Origin of the sequence: Haloplanus salinarum, from assembly GCF_024498175.1 — an archaeon.
Lineage (GTDB): Archaea > Halobacteriota > Halobacteria > Halobacteriales > Haloferacaceae > Haloplanus > Haloplanus salinarum.
In genome coordinates this window covers 1,995,268-2,016,859 of the sequence record NZ_CP101823.1, presented here as the reverse complement: position 1 = coordinate 2,016,859, position 21,592 = coordinate 1,995,268, and the positions used below count along the sequence as shown (strand labels likewise).

Below are 21,592 nucleotides of genomic sequence, written 5' to 3'. Positions count from 1 at the left end.
TATGGGACTCGACGAAGACGCCCTCGACTACCATCGGCGCGATCCGCCGGGCAAGGTCGCCATCGAGACGACGAAACCGACCAGCACGCAACGCGACCTGAGTCTCGCGTACTCGCCGGGCGTGGCCGCGCCCTGTCGGGCCATCGCCGACGACCCGACCGACGCCTACACCTACACCGCGAAGGGGAACCTCGTCGGCATGGTCTCGAACGGATCGGCCGTCCTCGGACTGGGTGATATCGGCGCGCAGGCGTCCAAACCCGTCATCGAGGGGAAGGGTGTCCTACTCAAGCGCTTCGCCGACATCGACGTGTTCGACTTCGAACTCGACACCGACGACCCCGACGCCATCGTCGAGGCCGTCGCGCTCACCGAACCCTCCTTCGGCGGCATCCACGTCGAGGACATCAAGGCCCCCGAGTGTTTCGAGATCGAGGAACGGCTCCGCGAGCGGATGGACATCCCCGTCTACCACGACGATCAGCACGGCACCGCCATCGTCTCCGGGGCGGCCCTGCTCAACGCCGTCGACCTCGTCGACAAGGACCTCGCCGACTTGGAGGTGGCCTTCGCCGGCGCGGGCGCCAGTGCCATCGCCACCGCCGAGTTCTACGTCTCGCTCGGCGTCCCCCGCGAGAACGTGACGATGGTCGACTCCGAGGGAATCGTCACGACTGCGCGCGCGGACGCGGGCGAGATCAACGACTACAAGGCACGGTTCGCGAGCGACCGCCCCGCCGGCGACCTGGCCGACGCCATGGCGGGTGCCGACGTCTTCGTCGGCCTCGCCGTCGGCGGCCTCGTCGACCCCGAGATGGTTCGCTCGATGGCCCGGGACCCCGTCGTCTTCGCCATGGCCAACCCCGACCCCGAGATCGGATACCACGAGGCCCGGGCGGCCCGCGACGACACGGTGATCGCCGCCACCGGCCGCTCGGACTTCCCGAACCAGGTGAACAACGTCCTCTGTTTCCCCTTCATGTTCCGGGGCGCGCTCGACGTGCGCGCCCGCGAGATCAACGAGGAGATGAAGGTCGCGGCCGCCCGCGCACTCGCCGAACTCGCCCGCGAGGACGTCCCGGACGCCGTCGCGAAGGCCTACGGCGACGACCCGCTCCGCTACGGTCCCGAGTACCTCATCCCGAAGGCGCTCGACCCGCGCGTGCTGTTCGAGGTCGCCCCCGCCGTCGCCCGAGCAGCCGTCGAGAGCGGCGTCGCCCGGGTCGACCTCGACCTCGACACCTATCGCGAGGACCTGGAGGCCCGCCTCGGAAAGGACCGCGAGATGATGCGGATCGTCCTCAACAAGGCCAAGACCGACCCCAAGCGGGTCGCCCTCGCGGAGGGGACGAACCCGACGACCATCCGCGCCGCCGCCCGGATGGTCGAGGAGGGGATCGCCCACCCCGTCCTGCTCGGGGACCGCGAGACGATCGAGGGACGACTGGCCGATCTCGGCCTCGAGTTCGACCCGGCGATCGTCGACCCGGCCGAGGCCGACGTGCTCGACGCCTACGCCGACCGGCTCTACGACGCGCGCAAGCGAAAGGGCCTCACGCGGGTCGAGGCCGCGGACCGCGTCCGCACCGACACCGACTACTTCGGGAGCGTGATGGTCGAGGCCGGCGACGCCGACGCGCTCCTGACGGGACTGACCCACCACTATCCCTCGGCGCTGCGGCCGCCGCTCCAGGTGATCGGGACCGCCGAGGACGCCGACTACGCGGCCGGCGTCTACATGCTCGCCTTCCGGAACCGGGTGATCTTCGTCGCCGACACCACGGTCAACCAGGACCCTGGGGCCGACGAGTTGGCCGAGATCGGTCGCCACACCGCCGACCTGGCGCGCCGCTTCAACGTCGAGCCGCGGACGGCCTTCCTCTCGTACTCGAACTTCGGGAGCGTCGACAACGCGGGGACACGCAAACCGCGGCGAGCCGCCGAGCGACTCCGGGCGGATCCGGCGGTCGACTTCCCGGTCGACGGCGAGATGCAGGCCGACACGGCCGTCGTCGAGGACGTCCTCGAGGGCACCTACGACTTCGCCGAGCTCGACGAACCCGCGAACGTGTTGATCTTCCCCAACCTCGAAGCCGGTAACGTCGGCTACAAGCTCCTCCAGCGCCTCGGCGGCGCCGACGCCGTCGGGCCGATGCTGGTCGGCATGGACGAACCCGTCCACGTCCTCCAGCGTGGCGACGAGGTCAAGGACATCGTCAACCTCGCGGGCGTCGCCGTCGTCGACGCACAGGAACGCGACGGGTAGCTCAGTCGGCGTCGTCCCCGATGTTGACGACGAACACGGGGACGGTCGCGTTCTCGACGACGCGCTCGGTGACCGAACCGAGGTGGGCGAGTCGGTCCCGACCGGTGCGGCCGTGGGTCCCCATCGCGATGACGTCCACGTCCGCCTCGTCGGCGTACCCGAGGATGGTCTTGTAGGGGATGCCCTCGCGGACGCCGGTCACGGCGTCGACGCCGGCCGCCCCGGCCCGCTCGGCCACAGCCGCGACGGCCCCCTCGCCGCGCTCCGTGAGGCGGGCGATCAGGTCGTCGCGGTCCTCGTCGGCCGCGAGTTCGAACCGACGGTCGATGACATAGAGGGCGTGGACCGTCGCGTCGTGGTTGCGCGCCATCTCGAGGGCGTGGTCGAGCGTCCGCTCGACGCCCTCGCTACCGTCCGTCGGGACGAGTATCGCGTCGTACATACGCGGCCGTTCGACCCCCGAGCACTTGAAACGACGACTCCCGTCCCGATCACGTCGGTCGGCCGTAACGTACATGATGGTTCACGTCACTCGTTGGCACGTATGCCGAGCTGTCAGAACTGTGGTTCGTTCGTCACCGACGACTACGTCCGAGTGTTCGCCCCCACCGGCATGACGGAACCGCGCGTCTGTCCGAACTGTGAGGATCTGGTCCGCGACGGCGCGGACGTTCGGCAAGCGCGCGCGAGACGCACCTGATTTATCGGCTCGCGTCCCACGACCCGTATGCTCACTTTCGTCGGCCTCGGACTCTACGACGAACGGTCGATCACGGTCGAGGGACGCGACGCCCTCCGTGCGGCCGACCGTGCGTTCGCGGAGTTCTACACCAGTCGCCTCGTCGGGACCAGCGTCGACGCCCTCGAATCCCACCACGGGGTCGACATCGAGGTCCGGGACCGCGCCGGCGTCGAACGGAACCCCGATCCCATCCTCGACGCCGCCGCGGACGGCGACGCCGTCTTCCTGACCGCCGGCGACGCCATGATCTCGACGACCCACGTCGACCTCCGCCTGCGCGCCATCGACCGCGGGATCGACACCAGGGTCGTCCACGGTGTCACCGCCCAGTCCGCCGCAAGCGGCCTCACCGGCCTCCAGAACTACCGCTTCGGCAAGGCGGTCACGCTCCCCTTCCCCCGTGCCCACGGCGGGGCGGGCGTCCCCGACTCGGTCGTCGACTCGGTCGCGGCCAACCGCGAGCGTGGCCTCCACACCCTCGTCTACCTCGACATCAAGGTCGACGACGGACGGGGACCGGACGCCGGCGAGCGGTTCATGACCGCCGACGTCGCCGCAGATCTGCTCGCCGCGGAGTGGCCCGACCGCCTCGCCGTGGCCGTGGCGCGGGCGGGGAGCCCGGATCCACTGGTCGCCGCCGACCGCCTCGCGGCGCTCGCTGACCGCGACTTCGGCGACCCGCTCCACCTGCTGGTGATCCCCGGCGAGGTCCACCACGTCGAGGCCGACGCCCTCCGGACGCTCGCGGACGCGCCCGCGGCGCTCCTCCCGGAGTAGGGAGCGTCGATCCACCATTGGAAACGCGACACCGACGCGAAAAATATCACGAAAATATTATGCAGATGCGGGAGATCGCCGGTTTTTTTGCAAAAACACGGGCAAACGGGATAAAATTTTAATACGGTTGAGGAGTTCCTGTCGAACGGGGGAAGCGGTCGGGGTCGGCAGGCTCTGAGGCCGGGTGACGCCCGCCGCCGCGACACGCCATACCGATCAGGAACGCTCAGCCTGCCCACGAAAGCATTGTGGCCGTCTCCCCCTAATCGGCGCCCGGTCCGATCTCGTCCGGTTCGGGCAGGTCGAGCGCCTCCCGGAGGTCGTACTCCTCGCGGGTGACGACATAGAGGACGTCCTCGACGATTGTCAGGAGTTCGGGGAGTTCACGCACCACGAGGAACGTGACGCCGATCAGGGCGAACACCGCGAGCACCTGACTGATGACGCGATCCGAGATGTAAAACGAGACCTTGTAGGGGTCGGTGCCGCCGAACAGGAACAGCACCTCGTCGACGAACCACTGCATGTACTGCTCGCCGAACATCACGGCGATGAACGTCGTGCGCGCGATGTTGAGGACGTAGATGATCGGCACGGCGACGGCGAGGGCCCGGAGTTTTCGACGCAGCGGTGCCTCGACGGCGCCGATGAGGCCGACGAAGATGGCGATGCTGCCCAGCCCCGTACAGGCGAGAATGATCGAGAACAGGATGACGTGTCCGCCCTCGGTGACGAACTTGAACGTGTTGAGATACCCCTGGTCGCCCTCGACGAGCGTCGGCGTGTAGCCCAACAGTTCCATCGCCCGTTCTGTCTGGGCGGTCGTATGTGAGATGAGGATATAGCGAGGCGACGGGAGCGCGAGGCCGCCGACCGTGAGCGCCGGAATCGTCTCGAAGGGGAGGTAGACGACGCCCATGACGGCGATGGCCTTCGAGAGGACGAAGAGGGAGTCCCGGCCGTCGTAGAGGAGCCAGCCCACGTACAGCGACGCGGGGACGGCGACGAGCGAGAGGAAGCCCTCGACGAAACTCTTCTGTTCGAACGCGAAGTGGGGCACGAGCGCGGCCCAGAAGGCGGCGAAGACGGCCCACGCGGCGACGGTCACCGCCCGACCGCCGTCGCGGTCCTGCCACCGGAGGAGGGCACCGACGAGAAAGAGGCCGACGACGGCCCAGGCGAGTACGTCGGTGACGGGGCCTGCCATATCCGTGACAACGACATCGACCGATAAATCCCTTGTCGTTCAGGGTGCCTCGACCGTCACGTCGGGCATCCCGCCCGTGACTCCGCCGAAGGCCGTTTCGTAGCCCTCGTGGCGCGCCGTCTGTGGTTGGACGGTCGTCGAGAGGGTGAGCGTGTCCCCCGACTCGACGCCGTCGACGACCGCCCCGTAATGATAGCCCAGGTCCGGATCGAGCGTGCGCGCGAACTCGCCGTCGTATACGGCCTCGCCGTCGCGCTCTAGCCGTCCCGACAGCCCCATCGCGGGGATCACCATCCGGTTGTACCGGGTCCGTGCCGAGACGGCGAGGTAGGTCCCCTCCGCGTCGATCCCCGTCGGCGGGCCGTCGAGTGCGGTCACGACGAGGCGGGCGTCGTCGCTCGTCGCCGCGCCGAGGACACGCCCCGGCAGCGCCGACTCCGGCGGCGCGAAGGAGTCGGGGAGCCCCTCCATGCCCATGGGGTCGACCGCCCCGGGCGTGCCGGCCCGGTCGTCGAGGGTTCGGAACTCGATCTCCTCTTTCGCCGCCTCGCTGTACTCGAAGGGGATCTCGACGGTCGCCGGGTCGGCGAACCGCCCCTCGAACGCCCCCGTTCGGCGCGTCGACACCGCACCGACGCTCAGGCGGACCGCGTACGTCCCCTCCCCGTCGAGGCCGAAGTTCGCCCCGTAGTGAAACCCCATCGGCTGGGAGAGCATGGGGTAGATGGCCTCCTGGGAGACGAGCGACCCGTTCCGATAGATCTCGGCCGAGAGGCCCGTGTCGGGGAGGATCGCCTCGGTGTCGGCGTCCCAGACGCTCGCCATCAGGTGGACGGCGTCGTCGGTGTCGATCTCGGTCAGCGAGACGTTCTCGCCGTTGACGTTCCAGAACCGGTGGGGGTAGCTGTACATGAGGCCGACCACGTAGTCGCCGCTCGACGCCGTGCCGACCATCTCCATTCCCTCGACGTGACTGGGGAGGTAGACGCCGTCGGGACGGTCCTCCGGGACCGGGGGAACGCCGGCCGCCCGCGTCTCCATCAGCCTAGAACAGCCCGCGAGCGTCAGCGCTCCCGACAGGGCCGCGCCCGTCCGGAGCAGTTCCCGGCGCTTCATATCCCCGCTCGGGGCTCGGACGGAAAACCGGTTCTGGTCCGGTCGTCGAACGGGTGCTCACTCCGGCCGCGGCGTCGGCAGGACACGGTGTCGACGTGGCGGGACGAGGAAGTTCCCCCGGCGACGCACGAAGATGTACTCCAGGATGCCGTTGTTGACCCGCTGGCGGATCGCCGGCGTCGCTTCCGTCAGGTCGGTCCCGTTCATCGCCCGGCGCACGGCCTCGAACGCCGAGATCCGCCGCTGGAGCGACGGGAAATGCAGGCTCGCGACCCGCTGATCCGACCCGATGTCGTCGGTCGACTCGAAATGCCGGCGGAGCAGGCGGACGTTCCCGTCCGTGTCGCGGTTGGCCCGCGCGGCCTTCTGGGCGTGGCCGACCCGGCCGTGCTCCCGTGCGTCGTCGACGATGCCGTCGACGAACTGGTCGATCCCGCTCGACGACCCGAGGTTGTCGCCGACGCCCTCGACGAGGCCGTTCTCGGCGTGCCCCGGGCTGAACATCTCCATCACCCGCTCCGCTTCGGACTGCTCGTCGTACCAGTCGTCGAGTCGCTGGCGGAGGTTGGCGATCACTTTGGTCGTCCCGCCGGCGAAAGGCCCCGACTCGATAGTCACGTAGTCCTCCGTCGCCTGGTTGCCGCGGAACCCCGCCTCGAAGCCCATGAACAGCGGCGACGCCTCGGGCACCGGTTCCGAGTCGGGGATGCCCGCCGCGTCCTGGTTGGCCGCGGGGAGACCGGCGCCGACGAAGCCCGTCCGCCGGGACGCCACCGTCGCCACCTCGGTCAGCGGCGGCACCGACACGCCGTTGGCCGTCTCGCGCTCCCCGCGGAGGGCGCGGTCGGCCGTCAGCACGACGTCGGCCCGGTCGCTGGCGAGGTGGAGGACGGCATCCTGTCGGTCGAAGGTCGGCGACTCGAACGGCGACAGGGCCGTCGGCTCGGGGAGGTCGATCCCCTCGGGGAGCGACGCGTCGAACCGGTCGAAGTAGGCCGGGGAGTAAGCGAGCGAGTGGAGGAGCCCCTCGTGACGCCACGCGTAGGCGCGGTCGAGGGCGGTGAGCGACGCCGCGAGCGCCTCCTGGTCCTCGTCCGTCGGCGGCCCCTCGACGTCGAAATCGAGGTACAGAAGGATCTGGTGGGACGGTAACTGCGTGTTCCCGTGATCGTCGTGGCGAACGTACTCGCGCCACGCGTGCTGTCTGGGCGGCTTGGACGCCGGGTCGCCCGTGGGGACGGGGTCGTCGTCGGTGCGGTCCAGACAGGCGCTCAGCGCGCTCGCGCCGCCGAGTGCGACGGCCGCCTTCAGAACCGCGCGCCGCGATCGGTCGCCGTCAGTGGACATCGGTCGGCGGAGCCTTCGGGCCTCGACGGGAAGCGGGTTGTGGTGTGGCTCTCGAAGGCTACTCGTCGGCGACCAGTCCGTCGACGAGTCGCGTGAACCGATCGACGAGTCGCTCGGGGAGGCTGGGTTCGATCTCGCGGAGCGCGCGGGCGGTCGCCCCCGGCCGCGACAGGGCGAGGGTCACGCGGTCGCGCTCGTCGCGTCGCTTCTCGACGAGGCCCTGTTCGACTAAGTGATCCAGGTGCCACTCCAGCGTGCTCCGGGCGATGCCGAGGTCCGCCGCGACGGTCCCCGGTGGACTCGGCCCCCGGTCGATCAGGGAGAGCAACGCGTCCCGCGCCGTCTCCCGTCGCAACACGGCGATGGCCCCCCGCTCCGCCGCGTCGTACTCCGGCGTGTAGTAATGCGTGCGGCCGTACAGCGGCTCCGCGACCAGGTCGCCAGCCCGGCGGAGCTTCTTGAGGTGGTACTGGACCTGCCCCGTCGCCAGATCGAGTTCGCGGGCGAGCCGGTTGAAGTGGACGCCCGGGTTGGCGGCGACGTGTCGGCGGATACGGTCGCGCTGGGTCGTCACGAGGCCGACACCTCCCGGTCGACGCTCCGGGCGTAGTACACCGCCGCGACGACGAGCGCCACCAGCACCACGTCGAGGCCGTGTTCGAAGAGGTGGTGATCCGCGGGTGAGAGTCCCCCGAGCAGGCTCATCCCGACGACGGCGGACCGACCGAGCAGCGCGGCGAAGGCGGCGACGAGCAGGAGGTAGGGCCGGGAGCGCCGCTGCACGAAGGCGGCGAAGGCCACCCCGAGGAGCACGGCTGCTCCGAGCGTGGCGACGACGACGACGGCGACCAGCCCGGGCGACCTAAAGCCCGCGTCGGCGACGGCGTGCAGAGGCAAAGACGGTTCCATGTGCGCCCGTTCGGACCGGGCGCACCTGAACGCTTCGTCGTGGCTGCCGCTCGCCGTCGACGTCCGTGGAGAAGTTTTGCGTGGGTGATGTCCCGGATGGGAATCACCTGCATCGGTGGGCGCGAACGTCCGTTCGCGTCCGTGCGATGCGTGGGACCGGATTTGAACCACGGTCGAACGCTCGCGCGTTCTCCCTGATTCGAACCCGGGTGTGCATCCCCGGCCGCTCACGTCCGTTCGCGTCCGTGCGATGCGTGGGACCGGATTTGAACCGGCGGACCTCTACAGGACAGCGCCCTCAACGCTGCGCCGTTGGCCTAGCTTGGCTACCCACGCTCGCAGTGTTCTGTGTTTCGTCGGTACGCATACCACCGTTGTCGGGGGTATTTGAAATGGCTTTCCTTTTGCCCGTCGTCGTTCGGTGGCCTCCGTCGTGGCGCCCGCACCGAAATCCCCGACGTTTTGTGAGTTGCTACCTCACCGTCGGGTATGCAGCTCGACGCACGGAACCGCGTGCCGGCACTCACCGCCGTCCTCACCGCCGCGTCGCTCGCTCTGGTGTTCGGCGCGGTGCTCGGCGCGATTCCCCGCGGCGCCGTTCCGCGCGCGCCCGAGGCGGTTCTGACCGCCATCCCCCACGTCAACGCCGCCGTCAGCGCCGTCGCCGTAGTCACCATCGCCGCGGGCATCGCCTTCGCCCGCCGCGGCGAGTTCGACAGACACCGCGCGATGATGCTTACCTCGGCCGCCCTCTTCGCCGTCTTCCTCGTGCTCTACCTCTACAAGGTGACACTCGTTGGGCCCGCGGAGTTCCCCGGCCCCGACGCCGTCCGCCGCTGGGTGTATCTCCCCCTCCTCGCGGTCCACATCCTCCTCGCCATCGTCTGTATCCCCCTCCTTTATTACGTGCTCCTGCTCGGGACGACACGTCCGGTCGCGGCGCTCGCCGACACCGCCCACGCCCGCGTCGGACGGGTGGCCGCGGCGCTCTGGCTGCTCTCTTTTGTCCTCGGCAACGTCGTCTACGGCCTGCTCTATCTCCGCTACTGACCGACCACGAGTCGATCCTGTCGCAACCGACCGTAACGGTACCCGAGGAGACCGGCGCCGAACCGGCGGCGGAGCGGTGTCACTCCACGTACAGCGAGTAGACGATGACCGCGAAGCCGACGAGGGTGAGTCCGCTCTCGATGACGACCGAGTGCGTGAGCGAGAGCGCGGTGAACTGGTGGCCGACGCCGGCGAGGAGCGCGCCGACGGTGACGAGACCGAACCCGATGCCGAGCGCCCGGAGCGCGGGTGTGCCAGTCCGACGGTAGGCCTTGAGCGAGAGGAAGGTGATGAGGCTCCCGAGCAAAAGCGTCCCCGTCTTGACCGCCATGAGCGCGATGTCGATGTGGCTCATGTTTCCTTGCGAACCTCCCCCCACAGTGACGCGAGGCGCTCGTCGGCGCTGTGAGACGGCCGGTCGATACTCACGTCCAGGTCGCGCTGCTCGGTCACCCCGATGGTGACGGCCTCGAAGTCGACCTCGTAGCGCGTGGCGTGGTGACCGTCCGGTCTGATCTCCGTTCCCTCGACGAGTAACGATGCTTCGGTCAGTAGCTCGAGTTTTCTGTAGGTCGTAGACATGGGGATATCACATTCCTCCGACACCTCGGTCGCCGTCATCGGCTCGTCGAGGTGCCGGATGATGGTCCGGCAGTCGGCGTCGTCGAGAGCGTCCAACACCGACTGCAGGTCGGGCGGATCGTCGCCCGACAGCGGATCGCGCACCATACACACCCATCGCCGAGGAACTCACTTAGGCCCGCCGTTTCCCGGAGCGCGACGACGACACGGAGCCGATCGAACATGTTCGGACACAGCTTTTCGGGTGATACTCACGTATGTGTAGTCGTCATGAGTACGACTACCGATTCCGAGGGCCGGACGGATCCACGAACGACGACGGTGGCGCTCCACGCGACCGGACACGTCCGCGACGCGATGGACCAGCCCCACCAAGAGTTCACGTTCGAGGGGCATACCCTCCGGGACCTGCTGGAGAAACTGTTCGACGAACAGCCCGGGCTCGCGGAGATGCTCGTCGCGGAGACGGAGGCCGAGGCGACGACCGACGGGTGGGCGAAACCCCCGGAGAACCTCCCGGGCACGTGGCACAAGAATCCCGAGGGCGAACAGACGAAACCCTACGCGCGTGTGCTGGTCAACGGGAAGTTCAACGAGGTCCTCGACGGGTTCGACACGAAAATCGAGGACGAGGACCGCGTGAGCCTGGTCTACCCGTTCATCTTCTGCTGTTGACTGCGCGGCGTTGCCGCGTCACCGTCGGAGCGACCGTTCGTCGCCCGTCCGCCGGCCCTTTTATGTACCCGGCCGAACCGGTTCGGTCGCGGACCCACCCGTCAGGAATCGACTGACCGGTTGATACGGGTTGCTCCCGATGATCCAAACAGAGGTGACACCCGATGTTCGAAACCACCCGTCGACGGGCGCTCCAGGCGCTCGGTATCGGCGGCGCGGCGACAGTTGCAGGGTGCAGCGCCGAGGCTCCGAGAGCCTCTGAAGCCGAGACGCAGCGACAACAGGTCGAACAGACGTCGACGCCGACTACCGACCAGGTGGCTGCCGATCCCACCGACATCCCGGGTCCGATCGATCGGGACGAGCCGACGACGCACGAGGTTACGCTGACCGCCGAGGAGGTGACCGCCGAGATCGAACCCGGCGTCACCTTCGACTTCATGACGTTCGACGGGGAGATTCCGGGCCCGATGATCCGGGTCCGGCAGGGGGACACCGTCGACCTGACCTTCGAGAGTCCTTCGGGTAACGCGCTGCCACACAACGTTGACCTCCACGCCGTCTACGGTACCGGCGGCGGGGCGGTGGCGACCACCGCCGCACCCGGCGAGGAGAACGCCATGCGGTTCCGGGCCGACTACCCCGGCGCGTTCATCTACCACTGTGCCGTGCCGAACCTCGACATGCACATCAGTGCCGGGATGTTCGGCATGATCCTCGTCGAACCGGAGGGGGGACTCCCCGAGGTGGACCGCGAGCTCTACTTCGGCCAGCACGAGGTGTACACCGACGGCGAGGTCGGACAGGAGGGCAAGCACAGCTTCGACATGGCCGCGATGCGGAACGAGAACCCGACCTACGTCCTCCTGAACGGCGAGAAGTACGCGTGGGCGGCCGCCAACCGCGGCCCGATCGAGGTCCAGCAGGGCGAACGGGTGCGCGTGTTCATGGTCGACGGCGGCCCGAACTACTCCAGCAACTTCCACCCGATCGGCAACGTCTGGAAGCGGGCCTACCGCGACGGTGGCATCCCCGAGGACGGTGACTTCGAGGCGTACGCCGACAAGAACATCCAGACGGTGAAGGTGCCGCCCGGAAGCTGTATGATCGGCGAGATGGACACGCCCGTCCCCGAGCGGATCAAGCTCGTCGACCACGCGCTCAGTCGCGTCGCCCGCCGGGGGATGCTCGCGGAGGTCGACGTGGTCGGCGAGGAGAACGAGGACATCTACGACCCCGACGCCCACGGCACCAGCCACGAAGGGGCACAGTACGCCTGACATCCTTGTGGTCGATGTCGATCCGTTCGCCGTTCCGGCGCGTCGAGACCGACTTATACCCGTCGCGGACAACCGTACTGTCATGCCCACGGCACGGCTCGCGGTGACACTTCCGGAGGACGTCTGGATCGCCGATCTCTCGTCGCGCCATCCCGAGGCGACCTTCCGCGTACTCGCCGCGCTCCCCGACGACGACGACACGGGCGTCGGGCTGGTCGAGATCACGGCCCCCGACATGGAGGCCGTCCTCTCGCAGCTCGATGCGGTCTCCGGCGTCCGGGTCTTCGAACTGCTCCACCGTGGGGACGACCGGGCGCTGATCCAGTTCGAGACCGACGAACCCCTCCTGTTGCTCTCGATCCGTAACTCCCGGACGCCGTTCGAGCCGCCGATCACCATCGTCGACGGCGTCGCCGACCTCGAACTCACGGCCTCGCGGGACCGACTGTCGTCGCTCGCCGACCAGCTTCGTACCTTCGGCCTCGAGTTCGACGTGCGGTCGGTCCGCACCTCGATGGACCCCGAGTCGGTCGTCACCGACCGCCAGCGCGACCTGCTCGAGACGGCGGTCGAACGCGGCTACTACCACACGCCGCGGACCTGTACGCTGACCGAGCTGGCCGATCACCTCGATATCGCCAAGTCGACCGCCAGCGAACGGCTCCACCGCGCCGAGGGCGCGATCATCCGCGCGTTCGTCGCCGACGCGAGCGTCGTCGACTAGTCCTCGTGGCTCGGCTCCCCGTGTTCGGCGCTCGCGTCGTCGGAGCGAGAGCCGCCGGCATCCCGGAGCATCAGGATCAGCCCGAAGACGATGGGCGAGAGGAACGCGGCGACGAGCGACCCGCCGATCGCCAGGGACATCACCTGACTGGCCGCGCTGCCGCCGTCACCGCCGCTCCCGCTCCCCTCACTACCGCTGTTACCGCCGCCACCGCCGTCGCCGCCACCGCCGTCGCCACCGCCGCCACCGCCGTCGCCGCCACCGCCGCTGATGACCTCCGCGCCGGTGTCGACGTCGCCGACGACGACGACGCCCTTCATGCCGAGCGCCCGGTGGGGCGTACAGAAGTACTTGACGACGCCTTCGGAGTCGAAGGTCTGTTCGAAAGTGAAGCCGGCTTCGGCGGAGAGCTCGCTCTCGAAGTCGCCGCCCTCCTCCGCGACGACGTTGTGCTGTCCGCCCTGGCCGGTCCACTCCCAGACGACGGTGGTCCCGGTGTCGACCTGGATGGCCGCCGGACCGAACCCGAACGCGCCGTTGTTGGCCTCGACGCCCACCTCGACGGTCACCTCGCCCGACCCCGTTTGGTCGACGACGCCCTCGTAGTTGCTCACGTCACTCATCCATCCGTCGAACGGGCCTGACTGGCCCGCGGCGGTCCCGGTCGCTCCCACACCGAGTAGCCCGGCACCCACGGCCCCGGCGCTCGCCTGCAACAGCCGCCGCCGTCCCAGCCGAGCGTCGCGTTCCTCGCTCATGGTCGCCTCCTCCTACACACGACCCCTTCAAAAATATTGCCGGTTTCGGGCCCGATCCGCGGGGTTTTCGGTCAGTTCGGTGACGGGAGTTCAGTCGTCCGCCGGCGCGGACTCGCCACCGACGGCCGGCCGGGAGACGTCGCGGTCGGTCCGCTCGCCCTCGATGTCGTACGGATACTCCCCGGTCACACAGCCCAGACAGAGGTCGCCTTTCGCCCGACCCAGGACGTCGGCGATGGCGTCGATGGAGAGATAGGAGAGGCTGTCGGCGCCGATGATCTCCCTGATGTCGTCGACGCTCTTGTCCGCCGCGATGAGTTCGTCCCGGCTCGCCATGTCGATCCCCATATAGCAGGGGGCGACGATCGGTGGGGCACCGATCCTGACGTGGACCTCCTCGGCCCCGGCGTCGCGGATGAGGTCGACCAACTGGGTCGAGGTGGTGCCACGGACGATGCTGTCGTCGATGATGGTGACGGTCTTGCCCTCGACCGTGCTCCGGATCGGGTTGAGTTTCAGCCGAACGGCGCGTTCGCGCTCGTCCTGTGTCGGCATGATGAACGTCCGGCCGACGTAGCGGTTCTTCATCAGTCCCTCGGCGAACTCCACGTCGCCGCCGTCGTCGCCCGCGGCCTCGGCGTAGCCGGAGGCGAAGGAGCGCCCGGAGTCCGGCACCGGCATCACCACGTCCGTATCGATGCCGCTCTCCGCCCAGAGTTCGCGCCCGAGGTCACGCCGCACGTCGTAGACGAGGTCGTCGTCGATGACCGAGTCCGGGCGGGCGAAGTAGACGTGTTCGAAAAAGCAGTGGGCCGTGTCGTCGCGGTCGACGAGTTGATACGAGTCGAATCCGGAGCCGTCCGGTTCGAGGACGATCAGTTCCCCGGGAGCCACGTCGCGGACGAGTTCACCGTCCAGCGTGTCGATGGCCGCCGACTCCGAGGCCAACACGTAGCCGTCGTCGAGTTTCCCGATACAGAGCGGGCGATTCCCCTCCGGATCGCGGACCCCGAGGACGGCGTCGTCGTGCATGATCGTCAGGGCGTAGGAGCCGTGGATGCGGCCCATGGTTCGCTTGACCGCCCGCACGAGGTCCTCCTCCAGCAGGTTGCGCGCGAGGTCGTGGGCGATCACCTCGGTGTCGCCGTCGGAGGTGAAGGCGTGGCCGAGCGCCTCGAGGTCCGAGCGGATCTCCGCGGCGTTGACGAGGTTGCCGTTGTGTGCGAGGCCGAGCGATCCGGACTTGAAGGAGACGGAGAACGGCTGAGCGCAGGAGGCGTTGACGCCGCCGGACGTCGGGTACCGAACGTGACCGATCCCGGCGGTCCCGTTCAACTGGTCCAGGTCGTCGGCGCCGAAGGCGTCGCCCACCAGTCCCATCTCCACGTGACTGTGTTGTTGGAACCCGTCGTGGGTCACTATGCCGGCCGACTCCTGCCCCCGGTGCTGGAGTGCGTACAGCGAGTAATACAGGGGCCGAGCGGCGTCGCGGTCGGCGAGGGAAACGCCCACGACGCCACACTTCTCGGTCATCCCGTCCGGGGTACGGTGATCCCGCCCGTGTGCCATGAGCGTGGGTAGTGTGCCGCGGGGTAAAAAGGCACGCTATTGGGTACGTTTTCGCCTCGACCCCGAGCGGCGATAGGCCGTATCAGCGCCGCTATCCCTGCTGAACGGCGATCGTGAGGAGAGACGAAAAACGGAGCGTCGGCCCGCTCGGAGCCGGGTTACTCGCCGGCCTTGCTCTGCCACTCGTAGTCGCGTCGCTTCGCCGACTTGCCGAAGCCACACGACGAACAGACCTTCTTCCGGACGTGGTAGGATTTCTCACCGCAACGTCGACATTTGACGTGGGTCGTCTTGTTCTTCTTGCCCTGGCTCGGCGTTCCTGCTCCGGTCATGTACTTATCGTCACGACGTTGTCGCCGCGTATAATGGTTGTGTTGTCGACCTGCTCGACGTTCGGATCGTCGAGGGCGCCCTCGCCGATCTCGTCGCCAGGTTCGAGTACGACGTTCATATGCTGGTCGTACCCGCCGAGAAGGCCGTGGAACGCACGGCCGTCCTTGAGATACACCGTCACGTCCTCGTCGAGCGAGGCCTCCAGCACGTCGAGGGGTCGTCCGCCCATGCCATCAAAAGCGGGTGGTCGGAATAATAAACGTACCGAAGGTCGGGCGCCGTCGCTGCCGTTCGCTTCGCGTCGGAACGGACCGGACGACGCCCGGTGATCGCCGATCCCCCAAGACTTATGTCAAATCTGACGTGATTTTCCGGCGGTATGCCCGAGTGCCAGAACTGTGGAGCCTTCGTCACTCGCGATTACGCCCGGGTGTTCACGCCGAACAGCGTCGAGGAACCGCGCGTGTGTCCCCGCTGTGAGGACATGGTCCGTGACGGCGCCGACGTTCGCGACGCTCGCTCTCCCCGCAACTCCTAACCCGAAGTGGAAGGGGCGGGAGTCGAACCACGCGAAGCCACGCGCCGACCGGGGTCGGTCGACAGCCCCGCCGGCCACCCTCGTCGGGCGGACGACGGCGTGCGCTCTACCACTGAGCCACCCTTCCACGCTGGCGTACGCCGACGAATCACTAATACGCACCGGCCCGTGGGCCGCTACGCCGACGCCGCCCCGCCGTCGGTACCGGACGGCAACGTGAGGGTGATGACACTCCCGTCGGCGTCGCTTTCCCCGAACGACACCTCGCCGCCCGCGGCGGTGACGGTCCAGTGGACCAGCCAGAGGCCGAGTCCGCTCCCGTGTTCGAGGGGCGTCTCGCTGCCCCGGCGCAACACCGCCCGCTCGTCGTCGGGGATGCCCGGCCCGTTGTCGGCCACCCGGATTCGCGTGTGTTCGCCGTCGTCCTCGACGACCAACCGGACCCACGGCCGTTCGGCGTCGTTGTGTTCGACGGCGTTCTGGAGCAGGTTCTCGACGGCGATGACGAGGAGTTTCGCGCTCGGCACGACCGCCGTCGCCGTCGACGGGAGGTCCGCCTCCACGGCGACCTGGGGATGACTCTCCCGCAGGCGGTTCAGCAACGGTTCGAGGTGATCACGCAGGACGACCCGTTCGGTGGTCTCGCCGACGTCGTCGGCCGTCTCGACCAGCAGTCGGACCTGCGATCCCAGTTCGACCAGGTCCACGGCCGTCGTGGTGATCCGTTCGCCGGCGGCGGCGACCTCCGGGTCGTCGCGTTCCCGGAGTTCCTCGGCCCACCCGATGATGACGTTCATCCGGTTGCGGAGGTTGTGTCGCAACACCCGGTTGGCGACCTTCAAGCGCTTCTCGTACCGGTGACGATCCGTCACGTTCCGGTAGCGGAGGACGTAGCCAACCACCCGGTCGTGGTGGTCCGACAGGGTCGAGCAGGTCACGTCGTAGACGCGTTGCTGCTGGCCGACGACCGCCGTCAGGGTCGTCCCGTCGAGGGCGGTAAGCGTCGCGCCGTCGCTTCCAGCCGGAAGGTGCTCTCGGAGCGGACGTCCCTCGATCGGATCGTCGAGCAGCCGTGCCGCGCTCGGATTGAACGTGACGATCCGTTCGTCCTCGTCGAGGACGACGAACCCGTCGTCGGCGTCCGCGACGATCTTCCGTCTCGCGACGGGGACGCGTTCCAGCAGGTCGAATCGGAACAGCGCCAGCGCGAAACAGGGCCCCGTGATCACGAACGCGAACGGCGTGAAATCGACCGGCGGCAACGACGTCCATCGCAGTCCGAGCGAGAACGCCGCGTTCGCCACCAGCGGCGGGATCGCCCCCACCACCAAGAGTCCCGCTTGCGCGCGATACAGCGTCGACCGGAGCGTCGCGACCGCGAGCAGACCGAACCCGATCGGCGTCACGACGTAGGTGTACGCGATGTGGAGCAGATACCCCGGCCCGAACGCGATGTCGAGCGCTTGGAGCGTGCCGTAGGAGACGAGCGATGCGTCGTGCCAGACGAGGCCGTGTGACGGGTTCGTGAGCGTCAGCAGGCCGAAGACCGCCGAATCGAGGAGCATGATCGCCCGGACCGGACGGGTGAGCCAGGCGTCGCGGTTGGTGTACTGGACCGCAAAGAGAAACCAGAGCGTCGGCACCGGTCCCCCGATGGCGAGGGCGACGCGCTGCCAGGCGAGCTGTGCGTCGAGAGTCGTGAATCCGAGTTGAATCCCGTAGACGAGCGCCCACGCGCCGAGCGCCGTGATGAGACCGATAAACGCCTTGGCCCCGGGCTCCGTTCGGTGTTGCCACCCTGCCGCGGCGACGACGAACAACAGCGCCGCCGCCGCGATGCCGACGACGGAGTACAGCGTCGGATCCCACGCCACGTCCCGAGGCAGGACTGACGGGGAGATAAACCTGCCGTGGCGGCGTTACTGGAAGCCGATGCGACCGCCGCTGCCGCGCTCGGCGAAGCTCTCGCCGCCGCCGCCCTTGAACTGCTCTTCGATCTGCTCGTAGTAGTCCATGATCTCGTCGGTGATCGTCGGGCGGACGTTCTCCATGGCCTGCCGGAAGTGGCGCATCTCCACGTCCTCGGCCTCGTCGTCCTCGCGGAGCGCGACCATGGCCGCCTCGCGGGCGATGCTCTCCAGGTCGGAGCCGACGTAGCCGTCGGTGATCTCCGCGATCTCGCGCAGGCTCACGTCGGGAGCCAGCGGCGAGTCCTGCGTGTGGATCTTCAGGATCTGCTCGCGACCCTCCTGTTCGGGTTCGCCGATGAACACGAGGCGGTCGAACCGCCCCGAGCGGAGGAGCGCGGGGTCGATCATGTCGGGCCGGTTGGTCGCGCCGATGACCATCACGTTGCCCATCTCCTCCAGCCCGTCGAGTTCCGTCAGGAGCTGGTTGACCACGCGCTCGGAGACGTTGTTGCCGACCTCGTTCCCGCGCGAGGGGGCCAGCGAGTCGAGTTCGTCGAAGAAGATGACCGTCGGCGACACCTGCCGGGCCTTCCGGAAGGTCTGCCGGATCGCCTTCTCGCTTTCCCCGACCCACTTCGAGAGGAGTTGCGGGCCGCGCACGCTGATGAAGTTGGCGTTGGTCTCGTTGGCGACGGCCTTCGCCATCAGGGTCTTCCCCGTCCCCGGCGGGCCGTACAGGAGGACGCCCTTCGGGGGTTCGATCCCCATGCGGTCGAACTTCTCCGGCGAGGAGAGCGGCCACTCGACGGCCTCCTTGACGTTCTGTTTTGGCTCTTCCAGCCCGCCCACGTCGTCCCACGTGATCTTCGGGAGTTCGACCAGCACCTCCCGCATCGCCGAGGGTTCGACCTCGTTGAGCGCGCCGCCGAAGTCGTCGTCCTTGACGATCATCCGGTCGATGAGGCTCGGCGGGATGTCCTCCTCGTCGAGATCGATCTCGGGGAGGTAGCGCCGGAGCGCCTTCATCGCCGCCTCCTTGGTGAGGCTCTCGATGTCGGCGCCGACGAAGCCGTGGGTCTCGTCGGCGAGGTGATCGAGGCTCACGTCGTCCGAGAGCGGCATCCCGCGGGTGTGGATCTGGAGGATCTCCTTCCTCCCTTCCTCGTCGGGGACGCCGATCTCGATCTCGCGGTCGAACCGGCCCGGGCGGCGGAGCGCGGGGTCGACGCTGTCGACGCGGTTGGTCGCCGCGATGACGATGACCTGCCCTCTGGTTTCGAGGCCGTCCATCATCGTCAGCAACTGCGCCACCACGCGGCGTTCGACCTCGCCGGTCACGTCCTCCCGTTTCGGCGCGATGGAGTCGAGTTCGTCGATGAAGATGATCGACGGCGACTCGTCTTTGGCGTCCTCGAAGATCTCGCGCAACTGCTGTTCGGACTCGCCGTAGTACTTCGAGATGATCTCCGGGCCCGCGATGGAGAAGAAACTCGCGGACGTCTCGTTGGCGACGGCCTTGGCGAGGAGGGTCTTCCCCGTCCCCGGCGGGCCGTGGAGGAGAACGCCCTGCGGGGGTTCGATCCCCAACTTCTTGAAGATCTGCGGGTGTTTCATCGGGAGTTCGACCATCTCCCGGACCCGCTGGATCTCGTTTTGCAGGCCGCCAATGTCCTCGTAGGTGATGCCGCCGCCGGTCTTCTCGAACCCCGAGATCGGTTCCTCCCGCAGTTCGACCTCGGTGTCCTCGGTGACCAGACAGACGCCGTCGGGCTCCGTCTCGACGGCGATCAGCGGGATGGCCTGTCCCGGCGAGCGCATGAACGGGTGGTTCGTACTCGACATGACGGGCACGATGTCGCGTTCGACCACCGGGCGCTTGAGGATCTGGCGTTTCACCATGCCGGCGGCGTCGGAGCCGAACTGGACGCTCGCCTCCTCCGGCGGCGCGAGGACGAGTTTCTCGGCTTTCGTCGCCTCCGCTTTGCGGATGGTGACACGCTCGCCGATCCCAACGTCCGCGTTCTGTCGCGTGAACCCGTCGATGCGGACGGTGTCCGTGTTCCAGTCCTGTCTGTCGGCACGCCACACCTTCGCCGCCGTCGTCTCGGCCCCCTCGATCTCGATGATGTCACCTGGCGACAGCTTCAGGTGGAGCAAGGTGTCGGGGTCCAGTCTGGCGATGCCGCGTCCCGAGTCGTTCGGGTACGCTTTCGCCACTTCGAGTTGCACTTCGTTCATGATGTACCCGCGAGGATGGTCGTGACTGGGCGATGATGCGGGATAAGTTTGTTGTTACCCGGGGTTTCGGGGTCCGATTTCGCCGTGGACTGTGACATACCGTAGCATACGACGGGGCGGTACAAACCCCTGCCGGTCCGGCGGCGGTCGCAAGCCGTTTGCCCGTCGAACCCGACCGAGGGGGTATGCACACGCTCGCGTTCGACGGCCGCATGGGGGCGAGCGGCGACATGCTCCTCGGAGCCCTGGTCGCCGCCGGCGCCGATCCGGCCGTCCTCGACCCCGTCGAGGCGGCGCTGGACGTCCGATACCACGTGGGGTCGACGACGAAAGCCGGCATCGACGCGACGACCGTCGACGTGATCCTCGACGACGCCGAGGCCGACGATCCGGCTCGGAAGCGGCGTCCGGAGCACGACCCGGAGCGTGGTCACGACCAGAGCCACGACCACGACCACAGTCACGACCAGAGCCACGACCACGACCACAGTCACGACCAGAGCCACGACCACGACCACAGTCACGACCACGACCATACCCACACGCATGCCGAGGGCGCCGGCCCCGACCGCACCTATCCCGAGGTCGTCGCCCTCGTCGAGGGCATGGATCTCCCAGCCGCCGTCGAGCGGAACGCCCTCGCGGTCTTCCGTCGCCTGGGCGAGGCGGAGGCGGCGGTCCACGGTACCGACCTCGATACCACCCACTTCCACGAGGTCGGCGCCGACGACGCCATCGCGGACGTGGTGGGTGTCTGCCTCCTCGTCGCCGACCTCGACGTCGAGCGGATCGTGACGACGCCCGTCGCGGTCGGCGGGGGGACCGTCACGATGAGTCACGGCACCTACCCGGTCCCGGCGCCCGCGGTGACGGAGGTGGTCGCCGACGCCGACTGGTCGATCCGCGGTGGTCCCGTCGACCGCGAACTCCTCACGCCGACCGGGGCGGCCATCCTCGCGGAACTCGCCGACGGCGCCGACCGACTCCCCGACCTCGCCGTCGACACGGTCGGCTACGGCGCCGGCGACGCGGACGTTCCCGACCGCCCGAACGTACTCCGGGCGCTCGTCGGCGACGGCGGCGGCGGGCTGCGTCGGGAGTCGATCACGGTCCTCGAAACCAACCTCGACGACGCCACGCCGGAGGTCCTCGGGGCGCTGCAGGAGACGCTCGCCGAGGCGGGGGCCCGCGACGTGTCGATCCTGCCCGCGACGATGAAGAAATCGCGACCGGGTCACCTCGTCAAGGTGGTCGTCGACCCCGCGGACGCCGAGCGGGTGGCGCGCCGTCTCGCCGAGGAGACGGGGACGCTCGGCGTCCGGGAGGGGAGCGCCGGGCACCGCTGGGTCGCCGACCGGGTCTTCGAGACGGCGACGCTCGACGTCGACGGCGAGGACTACGACGTGGCGGTGAAGGTCGCGACCGATGCCGACGGGACGGTCTACGACGTGAGCGCGGAGTACGACGACGCGCTCGCGGTCGCCCGTGCGACGGACCTGCCGGTCCGCACCGTGTTGCAACGGGCCGAGGCGGCGATCCGGGACCGGTAGGCGACACCGTTTCGAGGCTCC

23 protein-coding genes and 2 tRNA genes are annotated in these 21,592 nt (G+C 68.4%); 9 read left to right on the top strand and 16 right to left on the bottom strand.

Features of this window, described 5'->3' with window-relative positions; translation table 11 throughout:
- Position 1 precedes the first annotated feature (1 nt).
- Complete coding sequence (locus tag NO364_RS10440; RefSeq protein ID WP_257627473.1) at positions 2 to 2,266, top strand: NADP-dependent malic enzyme; 2,265 nt, start codon at positions 2 to 4, stop codon at positions 2,264 to 2,266.
- 1 nt (position 2,267) lies between these two features.
- On the opposite strand, the gene NO364_RS10435 is transcribed toward NO364_RS10440, so the two are convergent.
- Complete coding sequence (locus NO364_RS10435) at positions 2,268 to 2,708, bottom strand: universal stress protein (RefSeq protein ID WP_157690840.1); 441 nt, start codon at positions 2,706 to 2,708, stop codon at positions 2,268 to 2,270.
- 102 nt (positions 2,709 to 2,810) lie between these two features.
- On the opposite strand from NO364_RS10435, the gene NO364_RS10430 reads away from it, so the two are divergent.
- Together NO364_RS10430 and dph5 are read left to right on the top strand one after the other, a co-directional pair.
- The gene (locus NO364_RS10430) at positions 2,811 to 2,966 is read left to right on the top strand and encodes a DUF7563 family protein (RefSeq protein WP_166033678.1); all 156 of its coding nucleotides are present in this window, start codon (positions 2,811 to 2,813) and stop codon (positions 2,964 to 2,966) included.
- Between the two features lie 27 nt (positions 2,967 to 2,993).
- Positions 2,994 to 3,785, top strand: coding sequence for a diphthine synthase (dph5, locus tag NO364_RS10425; protein ID WP_157690841.1), 792 nt, complete (start codon positions 2,994 to 2,996; stop codon positions 3,783 to 3,785).
- Positions 3,786 to 4,047: 262 nt separating this feature from the next.
- On the opposite strand, the gene artA is transcribed toward dph5, so the two are convergent.
- From artA to NO364_RS10395, 6 genes are all read right to left on the bottom strand, one after another.
- Positions 4,048 to 4,992 (bottom strand): archaeosortase A, encoded by a 945-nt coding sequence (artA, locus tag NO364_RS10420; RefSeq protein ID WP_157690842.1) that lies wholly within the window; start codon positions 4,990 to 4,992, stop codon positions 4,048 to 4,050.
- A gap of 39 nt (positions 4,993 to 5,031) precedes the next feature.
- Positions 5,032 to 6,108 carry a DUF7350 domain-containing protein gene (locus NO364_RS10415; RefSeq protein ID WP_157690843.1) on the bottom strand — a complete coding sequence of 359 codons (1,077 nt, stop codon included), beginning with the start codon at positions 6,106 to 6,108 and terminating at the stop codon, positions 5,032 to 5,034.
- 57 nt (positions 6,109 to 6,165) lie between these two features.
- Positions 6,166 to 7,455, bottom strand: coding sequence for a DUF7405 family protein (locus NO364_RS10410; RefSeq protein WP_257627472.1), 1,290 nt, complete (start codon positions 7,453 to 7,455; stop codon positions 6,166 to 6,168).
- Between the two features lie 58 nt (positions 7,456 to 7,513).
- A complete protein-coding gene (locus tag NO364_RS10405; protein ID WP_257627471.1) occupies positions 7,514 to 8,029 on the bottom strand; it encodes a winged helix-turn-helix transcriptional regulator in 516 nt (171 codons plus the stop codon).
- Positions 8,026 to 8,364 carry a DUF7471 family protein gene (locus tag NO364_RS10400; RefSeq protein ID WP_157690846.1) on the bottom strand — a complete coding sequence of 113 codons (339 nt, stop codon included), beginning with the start codon at positions 8,362 to 8,364 and terminating at the stop codon, positions 8,026 to 8,028. The genes NO364_RS10405 and NO364_RS10400 overlap by 4 nt, the downstream gene beginning before the upstream one ends.
- 251 nt (positions 8,365 to 8,615) lie before the next feature.
- Positions 8,616 to 8,700, bottom strand: a tRNA-Leu gene (locus NO364_RS10395).
- A gap of 153 nt (positions 8,701 to 8,853) precedes the next feature.
- Here NO364_RS10395 and NO364_RS10390 point away from each other — a divergent pair.
- Positions 8,854 to 9,414: a DUF420 domain-containing protein gene (locus tag NO364_RS10390; RefSeq protein ID WP_157690847.1), complete on the top strand. Its 561-nt coding sequence runs from the start codon at positions 8,854 to 8,856 to the stop codon at positions 9,412 to 9,414.
- A gap of 79 nt (positions 9,415 to 9,493) precedes the next feature.
- On the opposite strand, the gene NO364_RS10385 is transcribed toward NO364_RS10390, so the two are convergent.
- A complete protein-coding gene (locus NO364_RS10385) occupies positions 9,494 to 9,769 on the bottom strand; it encodes a DUF7521 family protein (protein WP_157690848.1) in 276 nt (91 codons plus the stop codon).
- Complete coding sequence (locus NO364_RS10380; RefSeq protein ID WP_257627470.1) at positions 9,766 to 10,143, bottom strand: winged helix-turn-helix domain-containing protein; 378 nt, start codon at positions 10,141 to 10,143, stop codon at positions 9,766 to 9,768. The genes NO364_RS10385 and NO364_RS10380 overlap by 4 nt, the downstream gene beginning before the upstream one ends.
- Before the next feature lie 123 nt (positions 10,144 to 10,266).
- Between NO364_RS10380 and NO364_RS10375 the strand changes: the two genes are divergently transcribed.
- The 3 genes from NO364_RS10375 (at position 10,267) to NO364_RS10365 (ending at position 12,675) form a co-directional block, all read left to right on the top strand.
- The gene (locus NO364_RS10375) at positions 10,267 to 10,671 is read left to right on the top strand and encodes a MoaD/ThiS family protein (RefSeq protein WP_157690850.1); all 405 of its coding nucleotides are present in this window, start codon (positions 10,267 to 10,269) and stop codon (positions 10,669 to 10,671) included.
- Positions 10,672 to 10,835: 164 nt separating this feature from the next.
- Entirely contained in the window at positions 10,836 to 11,951 is a 1,116-nt protein-coding gene (gene nirK / locus NO364_RS10370) for a copper-containing nitrite reductase (RefSeq protein WP_157690851.1), read from the top strand.
- 82 nt (positions 11,952 to 12,033) lie between these two features.
- A complete protein-coding gene (locus NO364_RS10365; RefSeq protein ID WP_157690852.1) occupies positions 12,034 to 12,675 on the top strand; it encodes a helix-turn-helix domain-containing protein in 642 nt (213 codons plus the stop codon).
- Here NO364_RS10365 and NO364_RS18380 read toward each other — a convergent pair.
- From NO364_RS18380 to NO364_RS10345, 4 genes are all read right to left on the bottom strand, one after another.
- Positions 12,672 to 13,433, bottom strand: a complete 762-nt coding sequence (locus tag NO364_RS18380; RefSeq protein WP_420191824.1) for a halocyanin domain-containing protein — start codon at positions 13,431 to 13,433, stop codon at positions 12,672 to 12,674. The genes NO364_RS10365 and NO364_RS18380 overlap by 4 nt on opposite strands.
- 90 nt (positions 13,434 to 13,523) lie before the next feature.
- Positions 13,524 to 14,966, bottom strand: coding sequence for an amidophosphoribosyltransferase (purF, locus tag NO364_RS10355; RefSeq protein ID WP_157691270.1), 1,443 nt, complete (start codon positions 14,964 to 14,966; stop codon positions 13,524 to 13,526).
- Between the two features lie 194 nt (positions 14,967 to 15,160).
- Positions 15,161 to 15,334 carry a 50S ribosomal protein L37e gene (locus NO364_RS10350; protein WP_049936239.1) on the bottom strand — a complete coding sequence of 58 codons (174 nt, stop codon included), beginning with the start codon at positions 15,332 to 15,334 and terminating at the stop codon, positions 15,161 to 15,163.
- Positions 15,331 to 15,564 (bottom strand): LSM domain-containing protein, encoded by a 234-nt coding sequence (locus tag NO364_RS10345; protein WP_257627469.1) that lies wholly within the window; start codon positions 15,562 to 15,564, stop codon positions 15,331 to 15,333. Before NO364_RS10345 ends, NO364_RS10350 begins: the two co-directional genes overlap by 4 nt.
- Positions 15,565 to 15,714: 150 nt before the next feature.
- Here NO364_RS10345 and NO364_RS10340 point away from each other — a divergent pair, with 150 nt between their 5' ends.
- Positions 15,715 to 15,873, top strand: a complete 159-nt coding sequence (locus NO364_RS10340) for a DUF7563 family protein (RefSeq protein ID WP_199243682.1) — start codon at positions 15,715 to 15,717, stop codon at positions 15,871 to 15,873.
- 7 nt (positions 15,874 to 15,880) lie between these two features.
- Here the strand turns inward: NO364_RS10340 and NO364_RS10335 are convergent.
- The 3 genes from NO364_RS10335 to NO364_RS10325 all read right to left on the bottom strand — a co-directional run bounded on the left by NO364_RS10335 (position 15,881) and on the right by NO364_RS10325 (position 20,021).
- Positions 15,881 to 16,000: transfer RNA gene (locus NO364_RS10335), tRNA-OTHER, on the bottom strand.
- A gap of 49 nt (positions 16,001 to 16,049) precedes the next feature.
- The gene (locus tag NO364_RS10330) at positions 16,050 to 17,747 is read right to left on the bottom strand and encodes a histidine kinase N-terminal 7TM domain-containing protein (protein WP_257627468.1); all 1,698 of its coding nucleotides are present in this window, start codon (positions 17,745 to 17,747) and stop codon (positions 16,050 to 16,052) included.
- Between the two features lie 45 nt (positions 17,748 to 17,792).
- The gene (locus NO364_RS10325) at positions 17,793 to 20,021 is read right to left on the bottom strand and encodes a CDC48 family AAA ATPase (RefSeq protein WP_157690856.1); all 2,229 of its coding nucleotides are present in this window, start codon (positions 20,019 to 20,021) and stop codon (positions 17,793 to 17,795) included.
- Positions 20,022 to 20,206: 185 nt separating this feature from the next.
- Between NO364_RS10325 and larC the strand changes: the two genes are divergently transcribed.
- The gene (larC, locus tag NO364_RS10320; protein WP_257627467.1) at positions 20,207 to 21,571 is read left to right on the top strand and encodes a nickel pincer cofactor biosynthesis protein LarC; all 1,365 of its coding nucleotides are present in this window, start codon (positions 20,207 to 20,209) and stop codon (positions 21,569 to 21,571) included.
- The last annotated feature ends 21 nt before the right edge of the window (positions 21,572 to 21,592 follow it).

Coding starts and splice junctions, on each gene's coding strand:
- NO364_RS10390 (WP_157690847.1), top strand. CDS start 8,854: ATGCAGCTCGACGCACGGAACCGCGTGCCGGCACTCACCGCCGTCCTC.
- NO364_RS10385 (WP_157690848.1), bottom strand. CDS start 9,769: ATGAGCCACATCGACATCGCGCTCATGGCGGTCAAGACGGGGACGCTT.
- NO364_RS10350 (WP_049936239.1), bottom strand. CDS start 15,334: ATGACCGGAGCAGGAACGCCGAGCCAGGGCAAGAAGAACAAGACGACC.
- NO364_RS10375 (WP_157690850.1), top strand. CDS start 10,267: ATGAGTACGACTACCGATTCCGAGGGCCGGACGGATCCACGAACGACG.
- NO364_RS10345 (WP_257627469.1), bottom strand. CDS start 15,564: ATGGGCGGACGACCCCTCGACGTGCTGGAGGCCTCGCTCGACGAGGAC.
- NO364_RS10400 (WP_157690846.1), bottom strand. CDS start 8,364: ATGGAACCGTCTTTGCCTCTGCACGCCGTCGCCGACGCGGGCTTTAGG.
- purF (WP_157691270.1), bottom strand. CDS start 14,966: ATGACCGAGAAGTGTGGCGTCGTGGGCGTTTCCCTCGCCGACCGCGAC.
- NO364_RS10430 (WP_166033678.1), top strand. CDS start 2,811: ATGCCGAGCTGTCAGAACTGTGGTTCGTTCGTCACCGACGACTACGTC.
- dph5 (WP_157690841.1), top strand. CDS start 2,994: ATGCTCACTTTCGTCGGCCTCGGACTCTACGACGAACGGTCGATCACG.
- NO364_RS18380 (WP_420191824.1), bottom strand. CDS start 13,433: ATGAGCGAGGAACGCGACGCTCGGCTGGGACGGCGGCGGCTGTTGCAG.
- artA (WP_157690842.1), bottom strand. CDS start 4,992: ATGGCAGGCCCCGTCACCGACGTACTCGCCTGGGCCGTCGTCGGCCTC.
- NO364_RS10340 (WP_199243682.1), top strand. CDS start 15,715: ATGCCCGAGTGCCAGAACTGTGGAGCCTTCGTCACTCGCGATTACGCC.
- nirK (WP_157690851.1), top strand. CDS start 10,836: ATGTTCGAAACCACCCGTCGACGGGCGCTCCAGGCGCTCGGTATCGGC.
- NO364_RS10325 (WP_157690856.1), bottom strand. CDS start 20,021: ATGAACGAAGTGCAACTCGAAGTGGCGAAAGCGTACCCGAACGACTCG.
- NO364_RS10410 (WP_257627472.1), bottom strand. CDS start 7,455: ATGTCCACTGACGGCGACCGATCGCGGCGCGCGGTTCTGAAGGCGGCC.
- larC (WP_257627467.1), top strand. CDS start 20,207: ATGCACACGCTCGCGTTCGACGGCCGCATGGGGGCGAGCGGCGACATG.
- NO364_RS10365 (WP_157690852.1), top strand. CDS start 12,034: ATGCCCACGGCACGGCTCGCGGTGACACTTCCGGAGGACGTCTGGATC.
- NO364_RS10415 (WP_157690843.1), bottom strand. CDS start 6,108: ATGAAGCGCCGGGAACTGCTCCGGACGGGCGCGGCCCTGTCGGGAGCG.
- NO364_RS10440 (WP_257627473.1), top strand. CDS start 2: ATGGGACTCGACGAAGACGCCCTCGACTACCATCGGCGCGATCCGCCG.
- NO364_RS10435 (WP_157690840.1), bottom strand. CDS start 2,708: ATGTACGACGCGATACTCGTCCCGACGGACGGTAGCGAGGGCGTCGAG.
- NO364_RS10380 (WP_257627470.1), bottom strand. CDS start 10,143: ATGGTGCGCGATCCGCTGTCGGGCGACGATCCGCCCGACCTGCAGTCG.